The 17874-nt window shown below is 71.2% G+C and carries 18 protein-coding genes; 12 read left to right on the top strand and 6 right to left on the bottom strand.

Annotation, left to right across the window (positions count from 1 at the left end):
• Positions 1–10: 10 nt before the first annotated feature.
• Entirely contained in the window at positions 11–2254 is a 2244-nt protein-coding gene (gene glgX, locus ABZ848_RS36465) for a glycogen debranching protein GlgX (protein ID WP_360838906.1), read from the bottom strand.
• Positions 2255–2451: 197 nt separating this feature from the next.
• Here glgX and ABZ848_RS36460 point away from each other — a divergent pair, with 197 nt between their 5' ends.
• From ABZ848_RS36460 to ABZ848_RS36430, 7 genes are all read left to right on the top strand, one after another.
• Positions 2452–3660 carry an Ig-like domain-containing protein gene (locus tag ABZ848_RS36460; RefSeq protein WP_360838904.1) on the top strand — a complete coding sequence of 403 codons (1209 nt, stop codon included), beginning with the start codon at positions 2452–2454 and terminating at the stop codon, positions 3658–3660.
• A 122-nt stretch (positions 3661–3782) separates the two neighbouring features.
• Entirely contained in the window at positions 3783–5033 is a 1251-nt protein-coding gene (locus ABZ848_RS36455) for an Ig-like domain-containing protein (protein ID WP_360838903.1), read from the top strand.
• A gap of 86 nt (positions 5034–5119) precedes the next feature.
• Positions 5120–5887: an enoyl-CoA hydratase-related protein gene (locus ABZ848_RS36450; RefSeq protein ID WP_360838901.1), complete on the top strand. Its 768-nt coding sequence runs from the start codon at positions 5120–5122 to the stop codon at positions 5885–5887.
• A 167-nt stretch (positions 5888–6054) separates the two neighbouring features.
• Complete coding sequence (locus ABZ848_RS36445; protein ID WP_360838942.1) at positions 6055–6663, top strand: ATP-binding protein; 609 nt, start codon at positions 6055–6057, stop codon at positions 6661–6663.
• Between the two features lie 83 nt (positions 6664–6746).
• A complete protein-coding gene (locus ABZ848_RS36440; protein WP_360838900.1) occupies positions 6747–7532 on the top strand; it encodes a polysaccharide deacetylase family protein in 786 nt (261 codons plus the stop codon).
• Entirely contained in the window at positions 7532–8713 is a 1182-nt protein-coding gene (locus ABZ848_RS36435) for a YncE family protein (protein ID WP_360838898.1), read from the top strand. The genes ABZ848_RS36440 and ABZ848_RS36435 overlap by 1 nt, the downstream gene beginning before the upstream one ends.
• A 77-nt stretch (positions 8714–8790) precedes the next feature.
• Entirely contained in the window at positions 8791–9369 is a 579-nt protein-coding gene (locus ABZ848_RS36430; protein ID WP_360838896.1) for an ADP-ribosyltransferase, read from the top strand.
• Here ABZ848_RS36430 and ABZ848_RS36425 read toward each other — a convergent pair.
• Entirely contained in the window at positions 9323–9988 is a 666-nt protein-coding gene (locus ABZ848_RS36425; protein WP_360838894.1) for a GNAT family N-acetyltransferase, read from the bottom strand. The genes ABZ848_RS36430 and ABZ848_RS36425 overlap by 47 nt on opposite strands.
• 49 nt (positions 9989–10037) lie before the next feature.
• Between ABZ848_RS36425 and ABZ848_RS36420 the strand changes: the two genes are divergently transcribed.
• Together ABZ848_RS36420 and ABZ848_RS36415 are read left to right on the top strand one after the other, a co-directional pair.
• A complete protein-coding gene (locus tag ABZ848_RS36420; RefSeq protein WP_360838892.1) occupies positions 10038–10949 on the top strand; it encodes a MerR family transcriptional regulator in 912 nt (303 codons plus the stop codon).
• Positions 10950–11007: 58 nt separating this feature from the next.
• Positions 11008–11220, top strand: coding sequence for an EF-hand domain-containing protein (locus ABZ848_RS36415; protein ID WP_058923062.1), 213 nt, complete (start codon positions 11008–11010; stop codon positions 11218–11220).
• A gap of 57 nt (positions 11221–11277) precedes the next feature.
• Here the strand turns inward: ABZ848_RS36415 and ABZ848_RS36410 are convergent, their stop codons facing one another.
• Both ABZ848_RS36410 and ABZ848_RS36405 read right to left on the bottom strand, forming a co-directional pair.
• Positions 11278–12066, bottom strand: coding sequence for an ATP-binding cassette domain-containing protein (locus tag ABZ848_RS36410; protein WP_360838891.1), 789 nt, complete (start codon positions 12064–12066; stop codon positions 11278–11280).
• The gene (locus tag ABZ848_RS36405; RefSeq protein WP_360838889.1) at positions 12063–13613 is read right to left on the bottom strand and encodes a 2-isopropylmalate synthase; all 1551 of its coding nucleotides are present in this window, start codon (positions 13611–13613) and stop codon (positions 12063–12065) included. Before ABZ848_RS36405 ends, ABZ848_RS36410 begins: the two co-directional genes overlap by 4 nt.
• A gap of 218 nt (positions 13614–13831) precedes the next feature.
• Between ABZ848_RS36405 and ABZ848_RS36400 the strand changes: the two genes are divergently transcribed.
• The gene (locus ABZ848_RS36400; protein WP_360838887.1) at positions 13832–14509 is read left to right on the top strand and encodes an FCD domain-containing protein; all 678 of its coding nucleotides are present in this window, start codon (positions 13832–13834) and stop codon (positions 14507–14509) included.
• Positions 14510–14531: 22 nt separating this feature from the next.
• Here ABZ848_RS36400 and ABZ848_RS36395 read toward each other — a convergent pair whose 3' ends face one another.
• Entirely contained in the window at positions 14532–15017 is a 486-nt protein-coding gene (locus tag ABZ848_RS36395; protein WP_360838885.1) for a CGNR zinc finger domain-containing protein, read from the bottom strand.
• 64 nt (positions 15018–15081) lie between these two features.
• On the opposite strand from ABZ848_RS36395, the gene ABZ848_RS36390 reads away from it, so the two are divergent.
• Positions 15082–15780 carry a hypothetical protein gene (locus ABZ848_RS36390; RefSeq protein WP_360838883.1) on the top strand — a complete coding sequence of 233 codons (699 nt, stop codon included), beginning with the start codon at positions 15082–15084 and terminating at the stop codon, positions 15778–15780.
• On the opposite strand, the gene ABZ848_RS36385 is transcribed toward ABZ848_RS36390, so the two are convergent.
• A complete protein-coding gene (locus ABZ848_RS36385; protein WP_360838881.1) occupies positions 15777–16685 on the bottom strand; it encodes an AraC family transcriptional regulator in 909 nt (302 codons plus the stop codon). The two genes, ABZ848_RS36390 and ABZ848_RS36385, sit on opposite strands and share 4 nt — an antisense overlap.
• Positions 16686–16786: 101 nt before the next feature.
• On the opposite strand from ABZ848_RS36385, the gene ABZ848_RS36380 reads away from it, so the two are divergent.
• Positions 16787–17791 (top strand): zinc-dependent alcohol dehydrogenase family protein, encoded by a 1005-nt coding sequence (locus ABZ848_RS36380; RefSeq protein WP_360838880.1) that lies wholly within the window; start codon positions 16787–16789, stop codon positions 17789–17791.
• The last annotated feature ends 83 nt before the right edge of the window (positions 17792–17874 follow it).

Below are 17874 nucleotides of genomic sequence, written 5' to 3'. Positions count from 1 at the left end.
TGGCCAGGGATCAGGCCGGGAGTTCATGGACCCGCAACAACAGCACCGCCCGCGCCGGCACCGTGATCGCCGTCCCCGCCCGGTGGACCACGCCCGGTTCCTCGCCCTGGGCCTCCCGGGAGGTGTCCACGACGACCTCGTAACCCTCCGCCCACGGCGGGCCCGGCAGGACGAAGCTCTCGGGGCGGTCCCCGGCGTGCAGGAGGGCGAGGAAGCTGTCGTCGAGGATGGGGTCGCCGTGTTCGTCGCGGCCGGGGATGTCCTTGCCGGAGAGGTACATGCCGAGGGTGGCGGCGGGGGCGTACCAGTCGCGTTCCGTCATCTCGCTGCCGCGTGCCGTGAACCAGGCCAGGTCCCGCAGGCCGTCCGCGGAGTGTGCCCGGCCCGAGAAGAAGGCGCGGCGGCGCAGCACCGGGTGCCGGTGGCGCAGCTCGATCAGGCGGGAGGTGAGGTCGAACAGGGCCTTCCAGCCCGGCTGTTCGAGCAGGCTCCAGTCCAGCCAGCTGATCTCGTTGTCCTGGCAGTACGCGTTGTTGTTGCCGCGCTGCGTGCGGCCCAGCTCGTCGCCGGCGACCAGCATCGGCACCCCCGTCGACAGCAGCAGCGTGGTGAGCAGGTTGCGCAACTGGCGCCGCCGCAGCGCCCGTACCCGCTCCTCCTCCGTCTCGCCCTCCGTCCCGCAGTTCCACGAGCGGTTGTCGTCCGTGCCGTCCCGGTTGCCCTCGCCGTTGGCCTCGTTGTGCTTCCTCTCGTACGACACCAGGTCGCGCAGGGTGAAGCCGTCGTGCGCGGTGATGAAGTTGACGGAGGCGTAGGGGCGCCGGCCGCCCCAGGCGTACAGGTCGCTGGAGCCGGAGAGGCGGTAGCCCAGGTCGCGTACGTCCGGCAGCGCGCCCCGCCAGAAGTCCCGAACGGCGTTGCGGTAGCGGTCGTTCCACTCCGTCCACAGGGGTGGGAAGGCGCCCACCTGGTAGCCGCCCGACCCCACGTCCCACGGCTCGGCGATCAGCTTCACCCGCCGCAGTACCGGGTCCTGCGCGATGACCGCGAGGAACGGCGAGAGCATGTCGACGTCGTGCATCGAGCGGGCCAGCGCCGCCGCGAGGTCGAAGCGGAAGCCGTCGACGCCCATCTCCGTCACCCAGTAGCGCAGCGAGTCGGTGATCAGGCGCAGGACATGGGGCTGTACGACGTGCAGGGTGTTGCCGCAGCCCGTGTAGTCGGCGTACCTGCGGGCGTCCGACTGGAGGCGGTAGTAGCCGCGGTTGTCGATGCCCTTGAGGGAGAGCGTCGGGCCCAGTTCGTTCGCCTCGGCCGTGTGGTTGTAGACCACGTCGAGGATGACCTCGATGCCGGCCGCGTGCAGCGCGCGGACCATGCGCTTGAACTCGCCGACCTGCTGTCCCGTCGTACCGGATGCGGCGTACGCGGCGTGCGGGGCGAAGTAGCCGATGGAGTTGTAGCCCCAGTAGTTCTTCAGGCCGCGGCGCAGCAGGTGGTCCTCGTGCGCGTACTGGTGGACGGGGAGCAGCTCGACGGCCGTCACGCCCAGGTCGAGGAGGTGCTGGATCGCCGCGGGGTGCGCCAACCCCGCGTACGTGCCGCGGAGTTCCTCCGGGATCCCCGGGTGCAGCGCGGTGAAGCCCTTGACGTGCAGCTCGTAGATGACCGAGTCCGCCCACGGGGTCTTCGGGCGGCGGTCGTCCGCCCAGTCGTCGTCATCGTGGACGACCACGCCCTTGGGGACGTACGGAGCCGAGTCGCGGTCGTCGCGGACGGTGTCGGCGACCTGCTGCTGCGGCCAGTCGCGGACGTGCCCGTACACCTCGGGCGGCAGGCTGAAGTCACCGTCCACCGCGCGGGCGTACGGGTCGAGCAGCAGCTTCGCCGGGTTCCAGCGGCTGCCGGTCCACGGGTCCCAGCGGCCGTGCACGCGGTAGCCGTAGCGCTGGCCGGGCATGACGCCCGGGACGAAGCCGTGCCAGATCTCGTGCGTCAGCTCGGTCAGCCGGGCCCGGGTCTCCTTGCCGCGCTCGTCGAACAGGCACAGCTCGACGGCCTCCGCCCCGCCCGCCCACAGCGCGAAGTTGGTGCCCGCGACCCCGTCCGGGCCGACCCGGAACCTGGCCCCCAGCGGCGTCGGCGCACCGGGCCGTACGGGCACGCCGGGTGGCCTGCGGTGCACGCCGTTGACCACGGCGGCAGAGCGCACACCCTCCTCGGCCACCGCCTCCTGCTCGGCTGCGCTGGACACCTGTCGGCCTCCCACGGCTCACGGGACGAGCTGGAAAAAGAGCGCACGGCGTCCCGGCCGCGGCTTTCCAGCGCGTCGTCCTCCCCACTGTTCTGCCCAGAGCTCGGCCAAACGACCCGAGGGAAGCGGGGGTGTGGCGAGGCGCTCAGGGTTCGGCCTCACGTTTCCCGGGGGCGGGCCCCGTCGTTGGGTACGTCGTGACGCATGGACATGGGCGCGCTTGGCGCGTGGGGGCCGGGCTGGCCGCCGTACTGACGTGGGCGGGGCTGCTGGCCGGCTGTACTTCGGGCGGCTCGGGAGGGATCGACGAGGTGCTGGGCAAGGCCCCGGCGCCCGAGGACGTGATCCGGGTCTCCCCGGACGACGGCGGCAAGGGCATCAAGCCCGACCAGCGGCTGGTCGTACGGGTGCCCAGCGGGCGCCTGGAGTCCGTGAAGGTGGTGAAGTCCCAGGACGCGCAGGAGTCCGACGTGCCCGGGCACATCTCCGACGACGGCCTGCGCTGGGAACCCGACGACAGCAGGCTCGCCCTCGCAGCCAAGTACACCGTCGACGCGGTCGCCCTCGACGGACACGGCCGCCGGTCGGCCCGGCACACCACCTTCACCACGGAAGTCCCCGACGAGCGCTTCATCGGATACGTCACCCCCGAGAACCGCTCCACGGTGGGCACCGGCATGATCGTCTCCCTGGAGTTCAACCGCGAGATCGAGAACCGCGCCGCCGTCGAACGCGCCGTCCACGTCACCGCGAAGCCGGCCGTGGAGATCCGCCCGCACTGGTTCGGCAAGGCCCGCCTCGACTTCCGCCCCGAGCACTACTGGAAGCCCGGCACCCAGGTCACGGTCGCGCTGAAGCTGCGGGACGTGGAGGGCGCCCCCGGCGTCTACGGCCTCCAGTACAAGACGTTCTCCTTCACCGTCGGCCGCAGCCAGGTCTCCCTCGTCGACGCGGCCGCGCACACCATGGAGGTCCGCCGCGACGGCGACCTGCTGGCCACTGTGCCGATCACGGCCGGGGCGCCGAAACACACCACCTACAACGGGAAGATGGTGGTGATGGAGATGCTCGAGGTCACCCGCATGAACAGCCGCACGGTCGGCTTCGGCGGCGAGTACGACATCCCCGACGTCCCGCACGCCATGCGCCTGACCGACTCCGGGACCTTCCTGCACGGCAACTACTGGGCGCCGACCGCCCCCGGCCACGTCAACGTCAGCCACGGCTGCGTGGGCCTCAGGGACGTCAAGGGCGGCGGCTCCGACACCCCCGCGGGCTGGTTCTTCGACCGCAGTCTGATCGGGGACGTCGTCGAGGTCGTCCACAGCAATGACAAAAAGGTCGCTCCCGACAACGGCCTCGGGGGATGGAACATGGGGTGGAACGAGTGGAAAGCGGGCAGTTGATGTTGCGACCGAACGGTGACATTCGTCTGACACGAATCTCAAAACCCTGCGGTTAATATGCGCCAAGCGCGCTTGAGCTGCGCGGGGGTGGGGCCCGACCAGGCCCGGGAGGGGAGTACGACTTGAACGTCAGGCCGATATCGGGGGCGTCGGTTGACGCACACAAGCGGGGCCGCAAGGGGCTGTTGGCGCTGATTCTCGGCGTCCTGCTGCTCGCGGTCACCGCGTGCGGAGGCGGCGGCTCGGGGTCCGGATCCGGCTCGGGTTCCGGGGACGGCAAGGGCAAGGATTCGGACACGGCGCAGAGCAAGCAGTCCGTGGCCGTCGTCGCCATCGCCCCCAAGGACGGTGCGCAGTCCGTCGACACCAGCGGAGCGCTCAAGGTCACGGCCAGCAAGGGCAAGCTGACCCAGGTCGAGGTCAAGGACGCCAAGGGCGGCGCGGTGGCCGGCAAGATCGCCGCCGACGGCACGAGCTGGACGCCGGACACGCACCTGTCCGCGTCCACCAAGTACACGGTGCACGCGGTCGCCAAGGACTCCGAAGGTCGCCAGGCCGCCGAGGACTCCAGCTTCACCACGCTGACCCCGAAGAACACCTTCGTCGGCTACTTCACCCCCGAGGACGGCTCCACGGTCGGCGTCGGCATGCCGTTCTCCATCCGCTTCACCCGGGGCATCACCCACCCCGAGGACGTCGAGAAGGCCATCAGCATCACGACCGAGCCGGCCGTCGACGTCGAGGGCCACTGGTTCGGCAACGACCGTCTCGACTTCCGCCCCGAGCAGTACTGGAAGTCCGGCACCAAGGTCACCGTCAAGCTCGACCTGAACGGTGTCGAGGGCCGCCAGGGCGTCTACGGCTCGCAGGCCAAGACGGTGAAGTTCACCATCGGCCGCAACCAGGTCTCCTACGTCGACGCCAAGAAGCACACGATGAAGGTCACCCAGGACGGCAAGACCATCAAGACCATCCCGGTCACCACCGGCAAGCCCGGCTACGACACCTGGAACGGCCAGATGGTCATGAGCCAGAAGCTCACCGAGACCCGCATGAACAGCGAGACGGTGGGCTACGGCAGCGAGTACGACATCAAGGACGTGCCGCACGCCATCCGCCTCACCGACTCGGGCACCTTCGCCCACGGCAACTACTGGGGCGGCAGCGCCTTCGGCAACTACAACGCCAGCCACGGCTGCATCGGCCTGCGGGACGTCCGCGGCGGCTACGACAGCACCACACCGGCGGCCTGGTTCTTCAGCCACTCGATCCTCGGTGACGTGGTGGTCGTGAAGAACTCCGACGACGCGACGGTCGACCCGGCCAACGGCCTCAACGGCTGGAACATGTCCTGGGAGAAGTGGAAGTCGTAAACCCGCGCAGGCCCTACGACGGTCGCGGCCCCGGTGTGAGCTACTGCACCGGGGCCGTGACCGTTAGTCCCCGTTAACCTGCTCGCATGACCGTGAATCTCGAAGTCGCCGAAGGCGTCGGCACCATCCGGCTCGACCGTCCGCCCATGAACGCCCTGGACGTCGCCACCCAGGACCGGCTCAAGGAACTGGCCGAGGAGGCGACCCGGCGCGAGGACGTGCGCGCCGTGATCGTGTACGGCGGGGAGAAGGTGTTCGCGGCCGGCGCGGACATCAAGGAGATGCAGGCGATGGACCACACCGCGATGGTCCTGCGCGCCCGTGCCCTGCAGGACTCGTTCACGGCGGTGGCCCGTATCCCCAAGCCGGTGGTCGCGGCGGTCACCGGCTACGCCCTCGGCGGCGGCTGCGAGTTGGCGCTGTGCGCGGACTACCGGATCGCCGCGGACAACGCGAAGCTCGGCCAGCCGGAGATCCTGCTCGGCCTGATCCCGGGCGCCGGCGGCACCCAGCGCCTGGCCCGCCTGGTCGGCCCGTCGAAGGCCAAGGACCTGATCTTCACCGGCCGTATGGTCAAGGCGGACGAGGCGCTGGCGCTGGGCCTCGTGGACCGGGTCGTCCCGGCCGCCGAGGTGTACTCCGCCGCGCACGAGTGGGCGGCGAAGCTGGCGCAGGGCCCGGCGATCGCGCTGCGGGCCGCGAAGGAGGCCGTCGACACCGGTCTGGAGACGGACATCGAGACGGGCCTCGCCGTCGAACGGAACTGGTTCGCGGGCCTGTTCGCGACGGAGGACCGCGAGCGCGGTATGCGCAGCTTCGTGGAGGAAGGTCCCGGCAAGGCGAAGTTCCTCTAAGTACCCCCGAACCACTTGCAATTGACGCGATGTCTGATCCGGGTCCCTCGATGGGGCGGTTTATGGGAGCCTTAAGGCAACCTTAAGTCTGTCTTGTCGAGGGGGTCCGTCGATTGCCTCCAGGGGAGTCGTCGCCGCAGGTCAGGCAGGCTGTCGAGGCCTCCGAACTGCCTCTGTCATATGCCAACCGGCCCATCCGGAGTGGTGGATTCCGGGGGGCGTATTCCTCCGGAACGGCCCCGGAGGGCGCCCGGTGCGGCCATGATGGGGGCATGGCGGGGCTGGAGGGCATCGAACAGCCGCGGGGACAGGGCCGTGCGACCGCGGCGCGCTGGTCGCCTGCGGTGGAGGACGAACGAGCGCTCAAGGCACTGGAGTTGTTCGGCAACCCCACGGAGGCCGAGGTCCCGCTGCCGTCCCGGCCCGAGTCCGCGGCCACCGCCCGCCGCCTCACCCAGGTCGTCGTACTGCGGCACTGGGGGCTGACGCCCAAGATGACCGAGGACGCGGTCCTGCTCGTGTCCGAACTGGTCGGCAACGCCGTACGGCACACCGGTGCCCGTGTCTTCGGCCTCCGCATGCGCCGCCGCCGGGGCTGGATCCGCATCGAGGTCCGCGATCCGTCCCGCGGGCTGCCGTGTCTGATGCCGGTTCAGGAGACGGACATCAGCGGACGGGGGCTCTTCCTCGTCGACAAGCTGTCCGACCGCTGGGGCGTGGACCTGCTGCCGCGGGGCAAGACGACGTGGTTCGAGATGCGGGTCGCCGACCGGTAGCGGCCGGCGGGTCGGTCGACCGCGACCCGAACAGTGTCCCCCAATGGGGGCAATCGCCCTTTTTCTTACCATCCGCCCCTTAAATGGTGCGGGTGACCCCGACCGACCGTCGCACGGCCCTGCGCACCGGTGCCGGGCTGCTCGCCACCGGCGCCCTCACCGCGGGATGCGGTACGCACGGTGCCGTCGCCGCCCACTCCGCCCCCTCCGCGCACCCGACCACGCACGCCCCCGCCACCTCCGCCGCGGCCCCCCGCCGCCTCCCCGGCCGACCCGCCCAGCTCACCCACGGCCCCCGCACCCACCCCCGCCTCGCCCTCACCTTCCACGGCCAGGGCGACCCCGCCCTCGCCCGCCGCATCCTCACCGAGGCCGAGCGGCACGGGGCCCACGTCACCGTGCTGGCCGTCGGCAGCTGGCTCGACGAGCACCCCGACCTGGCCCGCCGCATCCTCGACGGCGGTCACGACCTCGGCAACCACACCCACCGCCATCTCGCGATCAACACCATGACCGAGGCCGACGCCCGCACCGAGATCACCGCCTGCGCCGACCGCCTGAAGCGGCTCACCGGCTCGATCGGCACCTGGTTCCGGCCCTCCCGCGCCCCGCGGGCCTCCCCGCTCGTCGCCCGCCTGGCCCAGGCCGCCGGCTACCCGCACGTCCTCTCCTACGACGTCGACTCCCTCGACTACACCCGGCCCGGCGCCGCCGCCATCACCCGCAAGGTCCTCGCCGAGGCCCGCGCGGGCTCCGTGGTGAGCCTGCACTTCGGGTATCCGGACACCGCCCTGGCGCTCCCCGCCGTACTGGAAGAACTCGCCCGTCGCGGCCTGTCCGCGGTGACCACCACGGAGTTGTTCAGCTGATGCAGCGCACCCGAATCGCACACGCCCTGCTCGCGACCGCCGTCCTCGCCGCCCTGGCCGGCTGCGGCTCGGGATCGAGCCACCGCACGGACGAGGCGCTCGGCAGCAAGGCCGCCCTCGCCCCGGTCAAGAAGAAGGCGGTGGCCGTCCAGGGGCTGCCCGGCATGCCGCCGGTGCTCGACCCGAAGGACGTGTACGCCGCCGACCGGCCGAACCAACTCGCCCCGGCCGTACGGGACTTCCCGTCCCGGGTCTACGTCCCCAACACCAACTCCAACACCGTCTCGGTCATCGACCCGAAGACGTACGAGGTCATCGAGACCATCCCGGTCGGCGAGCAGCCCCAGCACGTCGTCCCCTCCTGGGACATGAAGACGCTCTGGGTCAACAACGACCGCGGCAACACCCTCACCCCGATCGACCCGAAGACCGGCAGGGCCGGAGAGCCGGTCGACGTGCACGACCCGTACAACCTCTACTTCACGCCGAACGGCAAGTATGCGATCGTCATGGCCTCGCTCGACCGCGAACTCGTCTTCCGCGACGCGCACACCATGAAGCGCGAGAAGACCGTCCCGGTCAGCTGTTACGGCGTCAACCACGCCGACTTCTCCCTCGACGGCCGGTACTTCATCGTCTCCTGCGAGTTCAGCGGCGAGCTGCTGAAGGTCGACACGGAGAGGATGAAGGTGATCGGGCAGCAGAAGCTGCCGTTCCACGGCGCGATGCCGCAGGACGTGAAGGTGTCGCCGGACGGGAAGAGGTTCTACGTCGCCGACATGATGGCCGACGGGATGTGGATCCTCGACGGCGACAGGTTCACCAAGCCGGCCTTCCTGCCCACCGGCAAGGGCTGCCACGGCCTCTACGTCAGCCGCGACTCGCGCGAGATGTACGTCTCCAACCGCGGCGAGGGCACCGTCTCCGTCTTCGACTTCGCGCAGAACAAGGTCACCAGGAAGTGGCACCTGCCGGACGGCGGCAGCCCCGACATGGGCGGCGTCTCGGCCGACGGCAAGGTCCTGTGGCTGTCCGGCCGTTACAACTCCGAGGTGTACGCCATCGACACCCGCTCCGGAAAGCAGCTGGCCCGCATCAAGGTGGGCAGCGGCCCGCACGGCCTCGCGGTCTACCCGCAGCCGGGCCGCTATTCCCTCGGCCACACCGGCATCTTCCGCTGACAGCACGCCAGTTGGACACGCCGTCGTACGGGTGACGATCCCCGGGGCGCGGGACCGGAACCGGAATCGTGCCTCTCATGATCACAACTCCCCTGCGGCGGCGGGTCGCTGCCGTCGCCCTGTCCCTCGCGGCCGTCTTCGCCACGGTCGCCCCGGCCAAGGCCGCGGCCCCCGCCTGTCCCCAGTTCGACGACCCCGTCGAGGCGGCAGCCGACCGCCGGGTCGACGTCGACCGCATCACGCCCGAGCCGGTCTGGCGCACCACCTGCGGCACCCTCTACCGCAGCGACAGCCGGGGCCCGGCCACCGTCTTCGAGCAGGGCTTCTATCCCAAGGACGTCATCAACGGCCAGTACGACGTGGAGCAGTACGTCCTCGTCAACCAGCCCTCGCCGTACGTGTCCACGACCTACGATCACGACCTCTACAAGACCTGGTACAAGTCCGGCTTCAACTACTACATCGACGCCCCGGGCGGCGTGGATGTCAACAAGACCATCGGCGACACCCACAAATGGGCCGACCAGGTCGAGGTGGCCTTCCCCGGCGGTATCGCCCGGCAGTACGTCATCGGCGTCTGCCCGGTCGACAAGAAGACCAAGGTCGAGATCATGAGCGACTGCGAGAGCAACCCGTACTACGAGCCCTGGCACTGAGCAGCAGCTCGGAGCCGACGGGCTGGTACCCCGCCGCCTGGAACGCCCGCATGCTGCGGGCGTTCCCCGGGGAGACCTGGGCCCACAGCGGCTCGTTGACGAGATGCCGGGCCGCCGCCACCAGCAGCCGCCCGAGCCCCCGGTGCCGTACCCCCTCGTCCACCTCCACCGAGACCTCCGGCCGGCCGCCGACCCCGCGCCCCACCACGAGCACCCCGCCGTCCGCCGTCCAGGCGCGCACCTCGTCGCGCCGGCCGCGGGCGTAGACGATCCGCGGATGCTCCCCGTCCTCGATCTCCGCGAGCGCGAGCGGCGGTTCGCCCGGGAGCGGGGAGCCGACCAGCATGGCGTCGACGGTCTCGGCGGTACGGCCCGTGCGGTCGAGGAGGGCGGCCAGGAAACGGGGGTTCATGGGTGCCGCGAGCGGATCGCAGTCCGTCGCGTGCAGGGTCTCCCGTACCCACTCCGGGTCCTCGTCCGTGAAGACGACGGCGTGCGCGGTGAAGGCGAGCACGCCCGCGTCCCGGTCACAGGCCTGCGGGACGACGGTCGTACGGCCGTCCGCGGGCGGGAAGACACCGCGCGCGGCCGCGTCGAGAATGTCCCGAAGAGTCTCCAACTCCGCGCTCCTTGAGTCTCCACCCACTGGAAGGCCCAGACTCGCAGACATGATCGACGACGGCACCGGACTTTTCACCATCGGCGAGCTGGCCAGGTCGACAGGACTGACCGTGCGCACCATCCGCTACTGGTCCGACGAGGGCGTGCTCACTCCCGTCGGCCGCTCCACGGGCGGTTACCGGCTCTACGACGCCGAGTCCGCCGCCCGCCTGGAGCTGATCCGCACCCTGCGCGAGCTGGGCCTCGGCCTGGCGGACGTGCGCAAGGTGCTGGACGGCGAGCGGACCGTGGCGGAGGTCGCGGCGGCGCATGTGGTGGCGCTGGACGCGCGGATCCGCTCGCTGAAGGTGACCCGGGCGGTGCTGTCGACGGTGGCGCGACGCGGATCGAGTGCGGAGGAGATGACCCTGATGAACAAACTGGCGCGGCTGTCTGCGGCCGAACGCAGGCGGATCATGGAGGAGTTCGTGGAGGAGATGTTCCACGGGCTGGACCTCGCGGATCCGGACATCCGTGAGCGGATGCGCGACACCGCCGTGAACCTGCCGGACGACCCGACGCCCGAGCAGGTGGACGCCTGGGTGGAGCTGGCCGAGCTGGTGCAGGACCCGGAGTTCCGGGCGCAGATGCGCAGGGCGGCGGAGCTCAACCACGCCGACCGGGGGCCCGACACCCCCGCCGGGGCGTCCCGGTGGTTCGCCAGGCGGCTGGTCGAGCAGGTGGGGAAGGCGCGGGAGCAGGGGATCGAGCCGGCGGCCCCGGAGGCGGAGCAGGTGCTGCGGGAGCTGTTCGGCGACACCGACCGCGCCGCGATCCTCGAACGCATCAACGCGACCCACAACCCCCGCCTCGCGCGCTACCGCGAACTGCTGGGGACGCTCAAGGGAACGCCCGTGAAGACCTTCGCGGAGGAGTTCGCGTGGGTGGGCGCCGCGCTGGAGGCGCGCCTCGCCAGCTAATCTGACCTGCGTCAGCAACACAGCAAGACTCGCAGTCATGGAGAAAAGGGGCGGATCGGTGGCCGACATCGAGGCAGCGCGCAAGGAATTCCAGCGGATCGACACCGACGGTGACGGCTTCATCACGGCCGCCGAGTTCAAGACCGCCCTCGCCCAGGGGGGCGACTGGAACGTGACCGAGTCGGTCGCCGAGGTGATCATCAAGACCCGCGACCTGAACGGCGACAAGGTCCTGTCGTTCGACGAGTTCTGGGCCTACCTGAACAAGTGACCTGCGCGGAAAGGGGGGCGCCCGCTCGGGGCGCCCCCCTTCGTCATGTCCGCTTCCTCACGCCCGCCGGGCGATCCGCACGCTCCAGCGCCCGTCGTGCCGCGTCAGGCTCAGCGGCAGGTCGAAGCACTTGCCGACCTGGTCGCCGGTGAGGACCTCGGCGGCCGGGCCCTGCGCGAGGACACGGCCGTCGCGCAGGAGCAGGGCGTGGGTGGTGCCGGGCGGCAGCTCCTCCAGGTGGTGGGTGACCAGGACCGTCGCCAGGGCCGGATGCGCCGCGCGCAGTTCGTCCAGCGCGGCGATCAGCTGCTCGCGGCCGGGGAGGTCCAGTCCGGTCGCCGGTTCGTCGAGCAGGAGCAGCCGGGGCCGAGGCATCAGAGCGCGGGCGATCAGGGTCCGGCCGCGCTGGCCCTGGGAGAGCGTGGGCCAGCGGGACTCGCGGCGCTCGGCGAGCCCGAGCGTGGTGATCAACTGCTCGGCGCGCTCCTCCTGTTCGGCGGTCGGCCGCCAACGGGGAAGCGGAGCAACGGAGTTGGTCAGCCCGGTCAGCACGACGTCCCGCACTCGCAGCGGCTCGGTCAGCGGATGGCGCGGGTCGACATGACCGACGTACGACCTCAACTCCCGTACGTCCACCCGGCCGAGGCGACGCCCGAGCACCTCCACCCAGCCCCGGGAGGGGTGGACGCGGGCGCCCAGCAGGCTGAGCAGCGTGGACTTGCCCGCGCCGTTGGCGCCGAGCAACGCCCAGTGCTCACCGGCCCGGACGGTCAGCGACACCTCCTGGAGGATCGGCCGGCCGTCGCGGACGACATGGACGTCCTGGGCGCGCAGTACGTCCGTCATCGCACCGCCGCCCGGTTCGCGGCGGACCGTACGGCCTGCGCGGAGGCCGACGGTCCCAAGCCCGCACCCCAGGCCGTGACCCCGTCCACCCGGACCTCGGCGAACGCGGCGGCCGGGTCCTCCACGAGCTCCAGGATCTCGAACTCGCCCGGCTCCACCGGCCCTTCGTCCGCCAGATACGTCTCCCGGAACAGCTCGTACAGCTCCTTCGGCGTCACCTCCCGCCCGCTCTCTTCCGTCGCCTCCTGGACCACCCGCGAGAAGTCCGGCCGCATCCGGGGCGGCAGGTCGATGCCGTGGTGGGTGCGCAGCAGATACGCCGTTCCGCCCTTGCCCGACTGGGAGTTGACGCGGATGACCGCCTCGTAGGAGCGGCCGACGTCCGCCGGGTCGATCGGCAGATACGGCACCGACCACGGCGCCTCCGCCTCCGACATCCCCAACTCCTTCGCCCGGCAGGCGTGTTCGGTGAAGCCCTTGTCGATCGCGTCCTGGTGGGTGCCCGAGAAGGCCGTGTACACGAGGTCGCCCGCGTAGGGGTGGCGCGGGTGCACGGGCAGGCGGTTGCAGTGCTCGACGGTCTCGCGCACCGCGTCGATCCCGCTGAAGTCGACCATGGGGTCGACCCCTTGGGCGTACAGGTTGAGCGCCAGGGTCACCAGGTCGACGTTGCCGGTGCGCTCCCCGTTGCCGAAGAGACAGCCCTCCACACGCTGGGCACCGGCCAGCACGGCGAGTTCGGCGCAGGCCACGCCCGTGCCGCGGTCGTTGTGCGGGTGGACGGAGAGGACGACCGAGTCGCGCCGGGAGAGGTGCCGGTGCATGTACTCGATCTGGTCGGCGTACACGTTCGGGGTGGCGATCTCGACCGTGGCGGGGAGGTTGTGCGTCACCGGGCGGTCGGGGCTCGCGTCCCACAACTCCGTGAGCCCGTCGCACAGTTCGAGAGCGAAGTCGGGTTCGGTGAGGTTGAAGGTCTCCGGGGAGAACTGGAAGCGGATGCCTGGGGAGTCACCGGCCAGGCGAGCCATCCGCTCGGCGGCCTCGTGCACGGTCCTCCGGACGGCCTCCCGATCCCGGCCCAGTACGACCTCCCGCCACACCGGCGAGGTCGCGATGTACAGGTGCACGACCGCGCGCTCCAGCCCGGCGATCGACTCGAAGGTCCGGTCGATCAGCTCCGGCCGGGCCGGGGTGAACACGACCGGCGTGACGTCTTCTGGTACGGCGCCGGACGTCACCAGGTGCCGTACGAAGTCGAAGTCCGTGCGGCTCGCCGAGGGGTAGCCGGCCTCGATCTCCTTGAAGCCCATGCCGGTCAGCAGGTCGAAGAAGCGGCGCTTGCGGGGCGTGTCCATCGGTTCGGCGAGGGCCTGGTTGCCGTCGCGCAGGTCGACGGGGACCCAGAGCGGGGCGCGGTCGATACGGGCGGCGGGCCAACTCCGGTCCCCGGCCGGGACGTTCACCCGGTCCTGGTAGGGGCGGTAGCGGTGGTACGGCATCGGGCTGGGCCGCTGCGGGTTCCAGTGGGCGGTCGTCGTGCTCATCGTCTGCTGCTGCCTTCCGGCTCGGTCGGACGGTGACCGGCAGCACGGTGACCCGCGGCGGGGTGCCGGTCGCGTCAGGCCCCGCCGCGGCAGCCGAGAAGAAGACCGCGGAACGTCATGGCGGTACGCTATCCACACCTCAGCTCCTCAGACAAGTGAGATCAGGTGAGTGAGGTGAGGCAAGTGAGGTCGTACGAGTGAGAAAGGCGGGTGAAGCGATGCCGCTCGGTCCCGTCCGCCCGAGCCCCCTGGTCGAACAGGCCGCGGAACGGCTGCGCGCGTACATCGCCGACGGTCACTGGCCGGTCGGCACCCGGCTGCCCGGCGAGACGACCCTGGCGAAGGAACTCGGCGTGGGCCGCTCCACGGTCCGCGAGGCGCTGCGGGCGCTGGCGGGGGCGGGGCTGGTCCGGCCCCGGCAGGGCGCCGGCGTCTTCGTCACCGCGACCGAGCCGGTCGAGGACTGGCCGGCCAGGCTGCGCCGGGCCGCGGTGACGGACGTCTACGAGGTCCGCATGGCCGTGGAGGTCCAGGCCGCGCGCCTCGCCGCACGCCGTCGTACCCCGGACGACATCGCGGCCATCGAGTCCGCGCTGGCCGGCCGGCGTGCCGCCGCGGACGCGGACGACGTGGCGTTCGTCGACGCCGACATCGCCTTCCACGCGGCCGTGGTCGCCGCCGCGCACAACCCCGTACTCGCCGATCTGTTCGCGCAGTTCACGCCGGTGCTGCGGGAGGGCCTGGTCGAACTCCTGGCCCTGACCGACCTGCGCGACCACGACCCGAACACCGGCGACGAGGCACACGAGGCGCTGGTGCGGGCGGTCGCGGCGGGGGACGCGGAGCGGGCGGCGGAGGTGCTGCGGGCGGAGCTGGAGGACCCCTTCGCGGGTTAGGGAGAACCCACAGCAGGCCTGGCTAGGCGTTCTTCGCCGCCCGGGCCCGATGCGCCGCCACCGTCGTGCGGCTCGCGCAGGCGTTGGAGCAGAAGCGGCGGGTTCGGTTGCGGGACTGGTCCACGAAGTAGTTTCCGCACCCGGCCGCGGCGCATCGCCCCAGCGTCACCGCCGGGTCCCCGGCCGCGACCAGGGCGAGCTGGGCGGCGATCAGCTGGCCGGCCCAGCGTCGGGCCGGGGTGCCGTTGCGGCTGAAGTGGATGTGCCAGCCGCCGTCGTGGTCGGACAGGTGCATCTCCGGCGGATAGTCGCGCAGCAGCCGGTGTACGGCGTCGGGGGCCGCGCCGTCGACCGCCTGGGCCAACGCCGTGCGCACGAGGCCGGGCAGCTCGCCGTAGTCGCCGCCGGGCGCCGGCGTGACCTCGTGCTCCGCGAAGAACGCGCCGACCAGTTCGCCCCGTTCGTCGAGGGTCCCGGTGTTGGCCAGCTCGACGGCCAGCCGGGTCACGTTCCCAATGTAGTCACCGTACTGCACTTGACCACCTACATCGCCGCTTCCTAATGTAGGCGCCATGATAGCCGATGACACCTACATCGCCCGCCGTCTGCTGCTGCTCGGGGAGTGGGACGCGGCGCTCACCGCCCTGGACCCGGAGGCCGAGCCCGAGTTGTACGCGGAGATCGCCGTAGAGCGCTGGTTCTTCCGGATCGAGGGGCACGAGGAGGCCGAGAAGGCGGTCGCGGCGCTCGATCCCGCGTCGCCGACGGCACAGCTGCTCACCGGACGACTGGCCTACAGCCGCCTGCTGTTCGGCCGCGGGACACGCGCCGACGACCGTGCGGCGGCCGAGGCCGGCTACCGGGCGGCGGCGAGGAGCGGCGACGAGACGATGCGCGGCTGGGCCGAGTACCACTGGGCCGTACTCCTGGACAACATCGACGAGAACCCGGCCGGCGCCCTCCCGCGCTATGAGACGGCTCTGGAGATCGCGACGAGAACCGGCGACGGCTACTTCGAGTCGTACATCATCCGCCACCTCGCACCGCACAAGGAGCCCGCCGAACGGCTCGCGATGCTCCGCCGCTCGCTCCACCTCCGCGCCGCGCTCGGCGCCCGCCCCCAGGCCATCGCCGCGCAGGCCCTCCTCGCCGACAACCTCCCCGAGAACGACCCCGAACGCGCCGAACTCACAAGGGTGTTCCGCCCGGCAGCGGAGGAACTCCGCATCGGCTGGCTCCTTCAGCAGTCCGGAGCCCTGGAGGAGTCCTAGGAAGCCCGCCTCCGATACTGTCCCGGTGCCACCCCGTACTCCCTCTTGAAGGCCTTGGCGAAGGCGAACTCCGAGGTGTAGCCGGTGCGTTGGGCTATGTGGCGGAGGGGGAGGTCCTCCTCGCGGAGCAGTCGGCCCGCCGTCGTCATGCGCCACCAGGTGAGGTACGCGAGCGGTGGTTCGCCGACCAGCGTGGTGAAGCGGCGGGCGAAGGCGGCGCGGGACAGGCCGCCCTCGGCGCCGAGTTCCTCGACCGTCCAGGGGCGGGCCGGGTCGCCGTGGATCGCACGCAGGGCCGCCGCCACGGCCGGGTCGGCGAGCGCGGCCGACCAGCCGGTGCCCCGGCGCTCCCGCTGCCACCAGGCACGCAGGATGTACAGCAGCAGGGTGTCGAGGAGCGAGGTGACGATGGCGTCGGAGCCGGGCCGCCGCTCCTCCATCTCCATGCCGAGCAGTTCCACGGCAGCCCGCAGCGAACGGTCCGCGCCGACCCGGGCGGGCAGATGCACCACCTCCGGCAGCTCGGTCAGCAGCCGGTGGGCACGGCTGTGGTCCATCTGGTACGCGCCGCACAGCATGACCGCGTCCGGCGTCGAGTCCCTCGGCGGGGAAGGCGGCCCGGGCCAGCGGCCGTTCTCGCCGGGCCGTACGAGATCCAGCGGTACGTCCAGCCCGCTGGCCAGCGCGTGCCCGCGCCCGTGCGCCAGGAACGCCACGTCACCCGGCCCGACGGCGACCGGCTCGCCCTCCGCCGGGATCAGCCACGCCGATCCCTGCAGCACCACATGGAACCCGGCCCCCTCCGCGGCCTCGAACCGCATGCCCCACGGCGCGTACTTGTCCCGCAGCGAGGAGTGCGGCCGCCCGGTACGCATCGCGCTCACGGCATCGCTGAGTACGTCCATGTCCGAACGGTAGCCGGTGGGGCGGGACGCAAGACGCACGGACAGGAATCGGAGACCGACGGACATGGAGCGTCTCGCCGCGCCCCCATAGCGTTTTCCGCATGCCAACCACCGCACGTACCGTGCTTTTTCATGAGATCGGCGGCCCCGAGGTCCTGCGCATCGAGGACGTGACGCTCCCCGACCATCCCGCCCCCGGCCAAGTCCTCGTCCGCGTAGAGGCGTTGGGCCTCAACCGCGCCGAAGCCCTTTTCCGCAGCGGCACTTACTACTACCAGCCCGCCCTCCCCGCCTCCCGCCTCGGCTACGAGGCCTCCGGCATCGTCGAGGCGGTCGGCGAGGGCGTGACCGAACTCGCCGTCGGCGACCCGGTGATGACCGGCCCCGGCATCGAGATGAGCGCCCAGGGTGTGTACGCCGAGCGGGTCGTCCTGCCCGAGTCCGCGGTCCTGCGCCGCCCCGGCTCCGTCGACGCGGTCAGCGGCGCCGCGGCCTGGCTGACGTACACGACCGCGTACGGCGGACTGCTGGAGACGGCTCGTCTGAAGCCCGGCGACCACGTGCTGATCACCGGCGCGTCCAGCGGGGTCGGCACCGCGGCCATCCAGGTCGCCCGGCGCATCGGCGCGATCCCGCTCGCCACCACGCGCACCGAGGAGAAGCGGCGCGGGCTGCTGGAGCTGGGCGCGGCGGAGGTGATCGTCACCGGGGAGTCGACGCCGGAGGCCGTGGCCAAGGAGGTGCGGCGACTCACCGGCGGCAACGGCGTCGAGGTGCTCTTCGACGCGATCGGCGGCCCCGGCTTCCGCCCGCTGGCGGAGGCCCTCGCGACCGGCGGTTCGGTGCTCGCCTACGGCTGGCTGGACCGCCGTCCCGCCGAGATCCCCTGGAACTGGCCCTTCACCATCCACACGTACGCCAACATGATCCTCACCGCCACCCCGGCCGGCCGCCGCCGCTCCACCGCGTTCCTCAACGCGGGCCTGGCCGACGGCGGCTTCCGCCCGGTCATCGGGGAGGTCTTCGAGGGCCTGGACCGCATCCAGGACGCGCACCGCCTGATGGAGTCGAACACCCACACAGGCAAGATCGTCGTACGACTCTGACGGCGCCGAGGGTGTTCACCGGCACGCCCCGCCGTCCGGAATAGACCAGGACACCCCAGGGTTGACGCGACCCAGGAGCATGC

The sequence above is a fragment of the Streptomyces sp. NPDC047081 genome (assembly GCF_040643775.1).
Taxonomy (GTDB): domain Bacteria; phylum Actinomycetota; class Actinomycetes; order Streptomycetales; family Streptomycetaceae; genus Streptomyces.
This window is presented reverse-complemented; position numbering and strand designations above follow the sequence as displayed.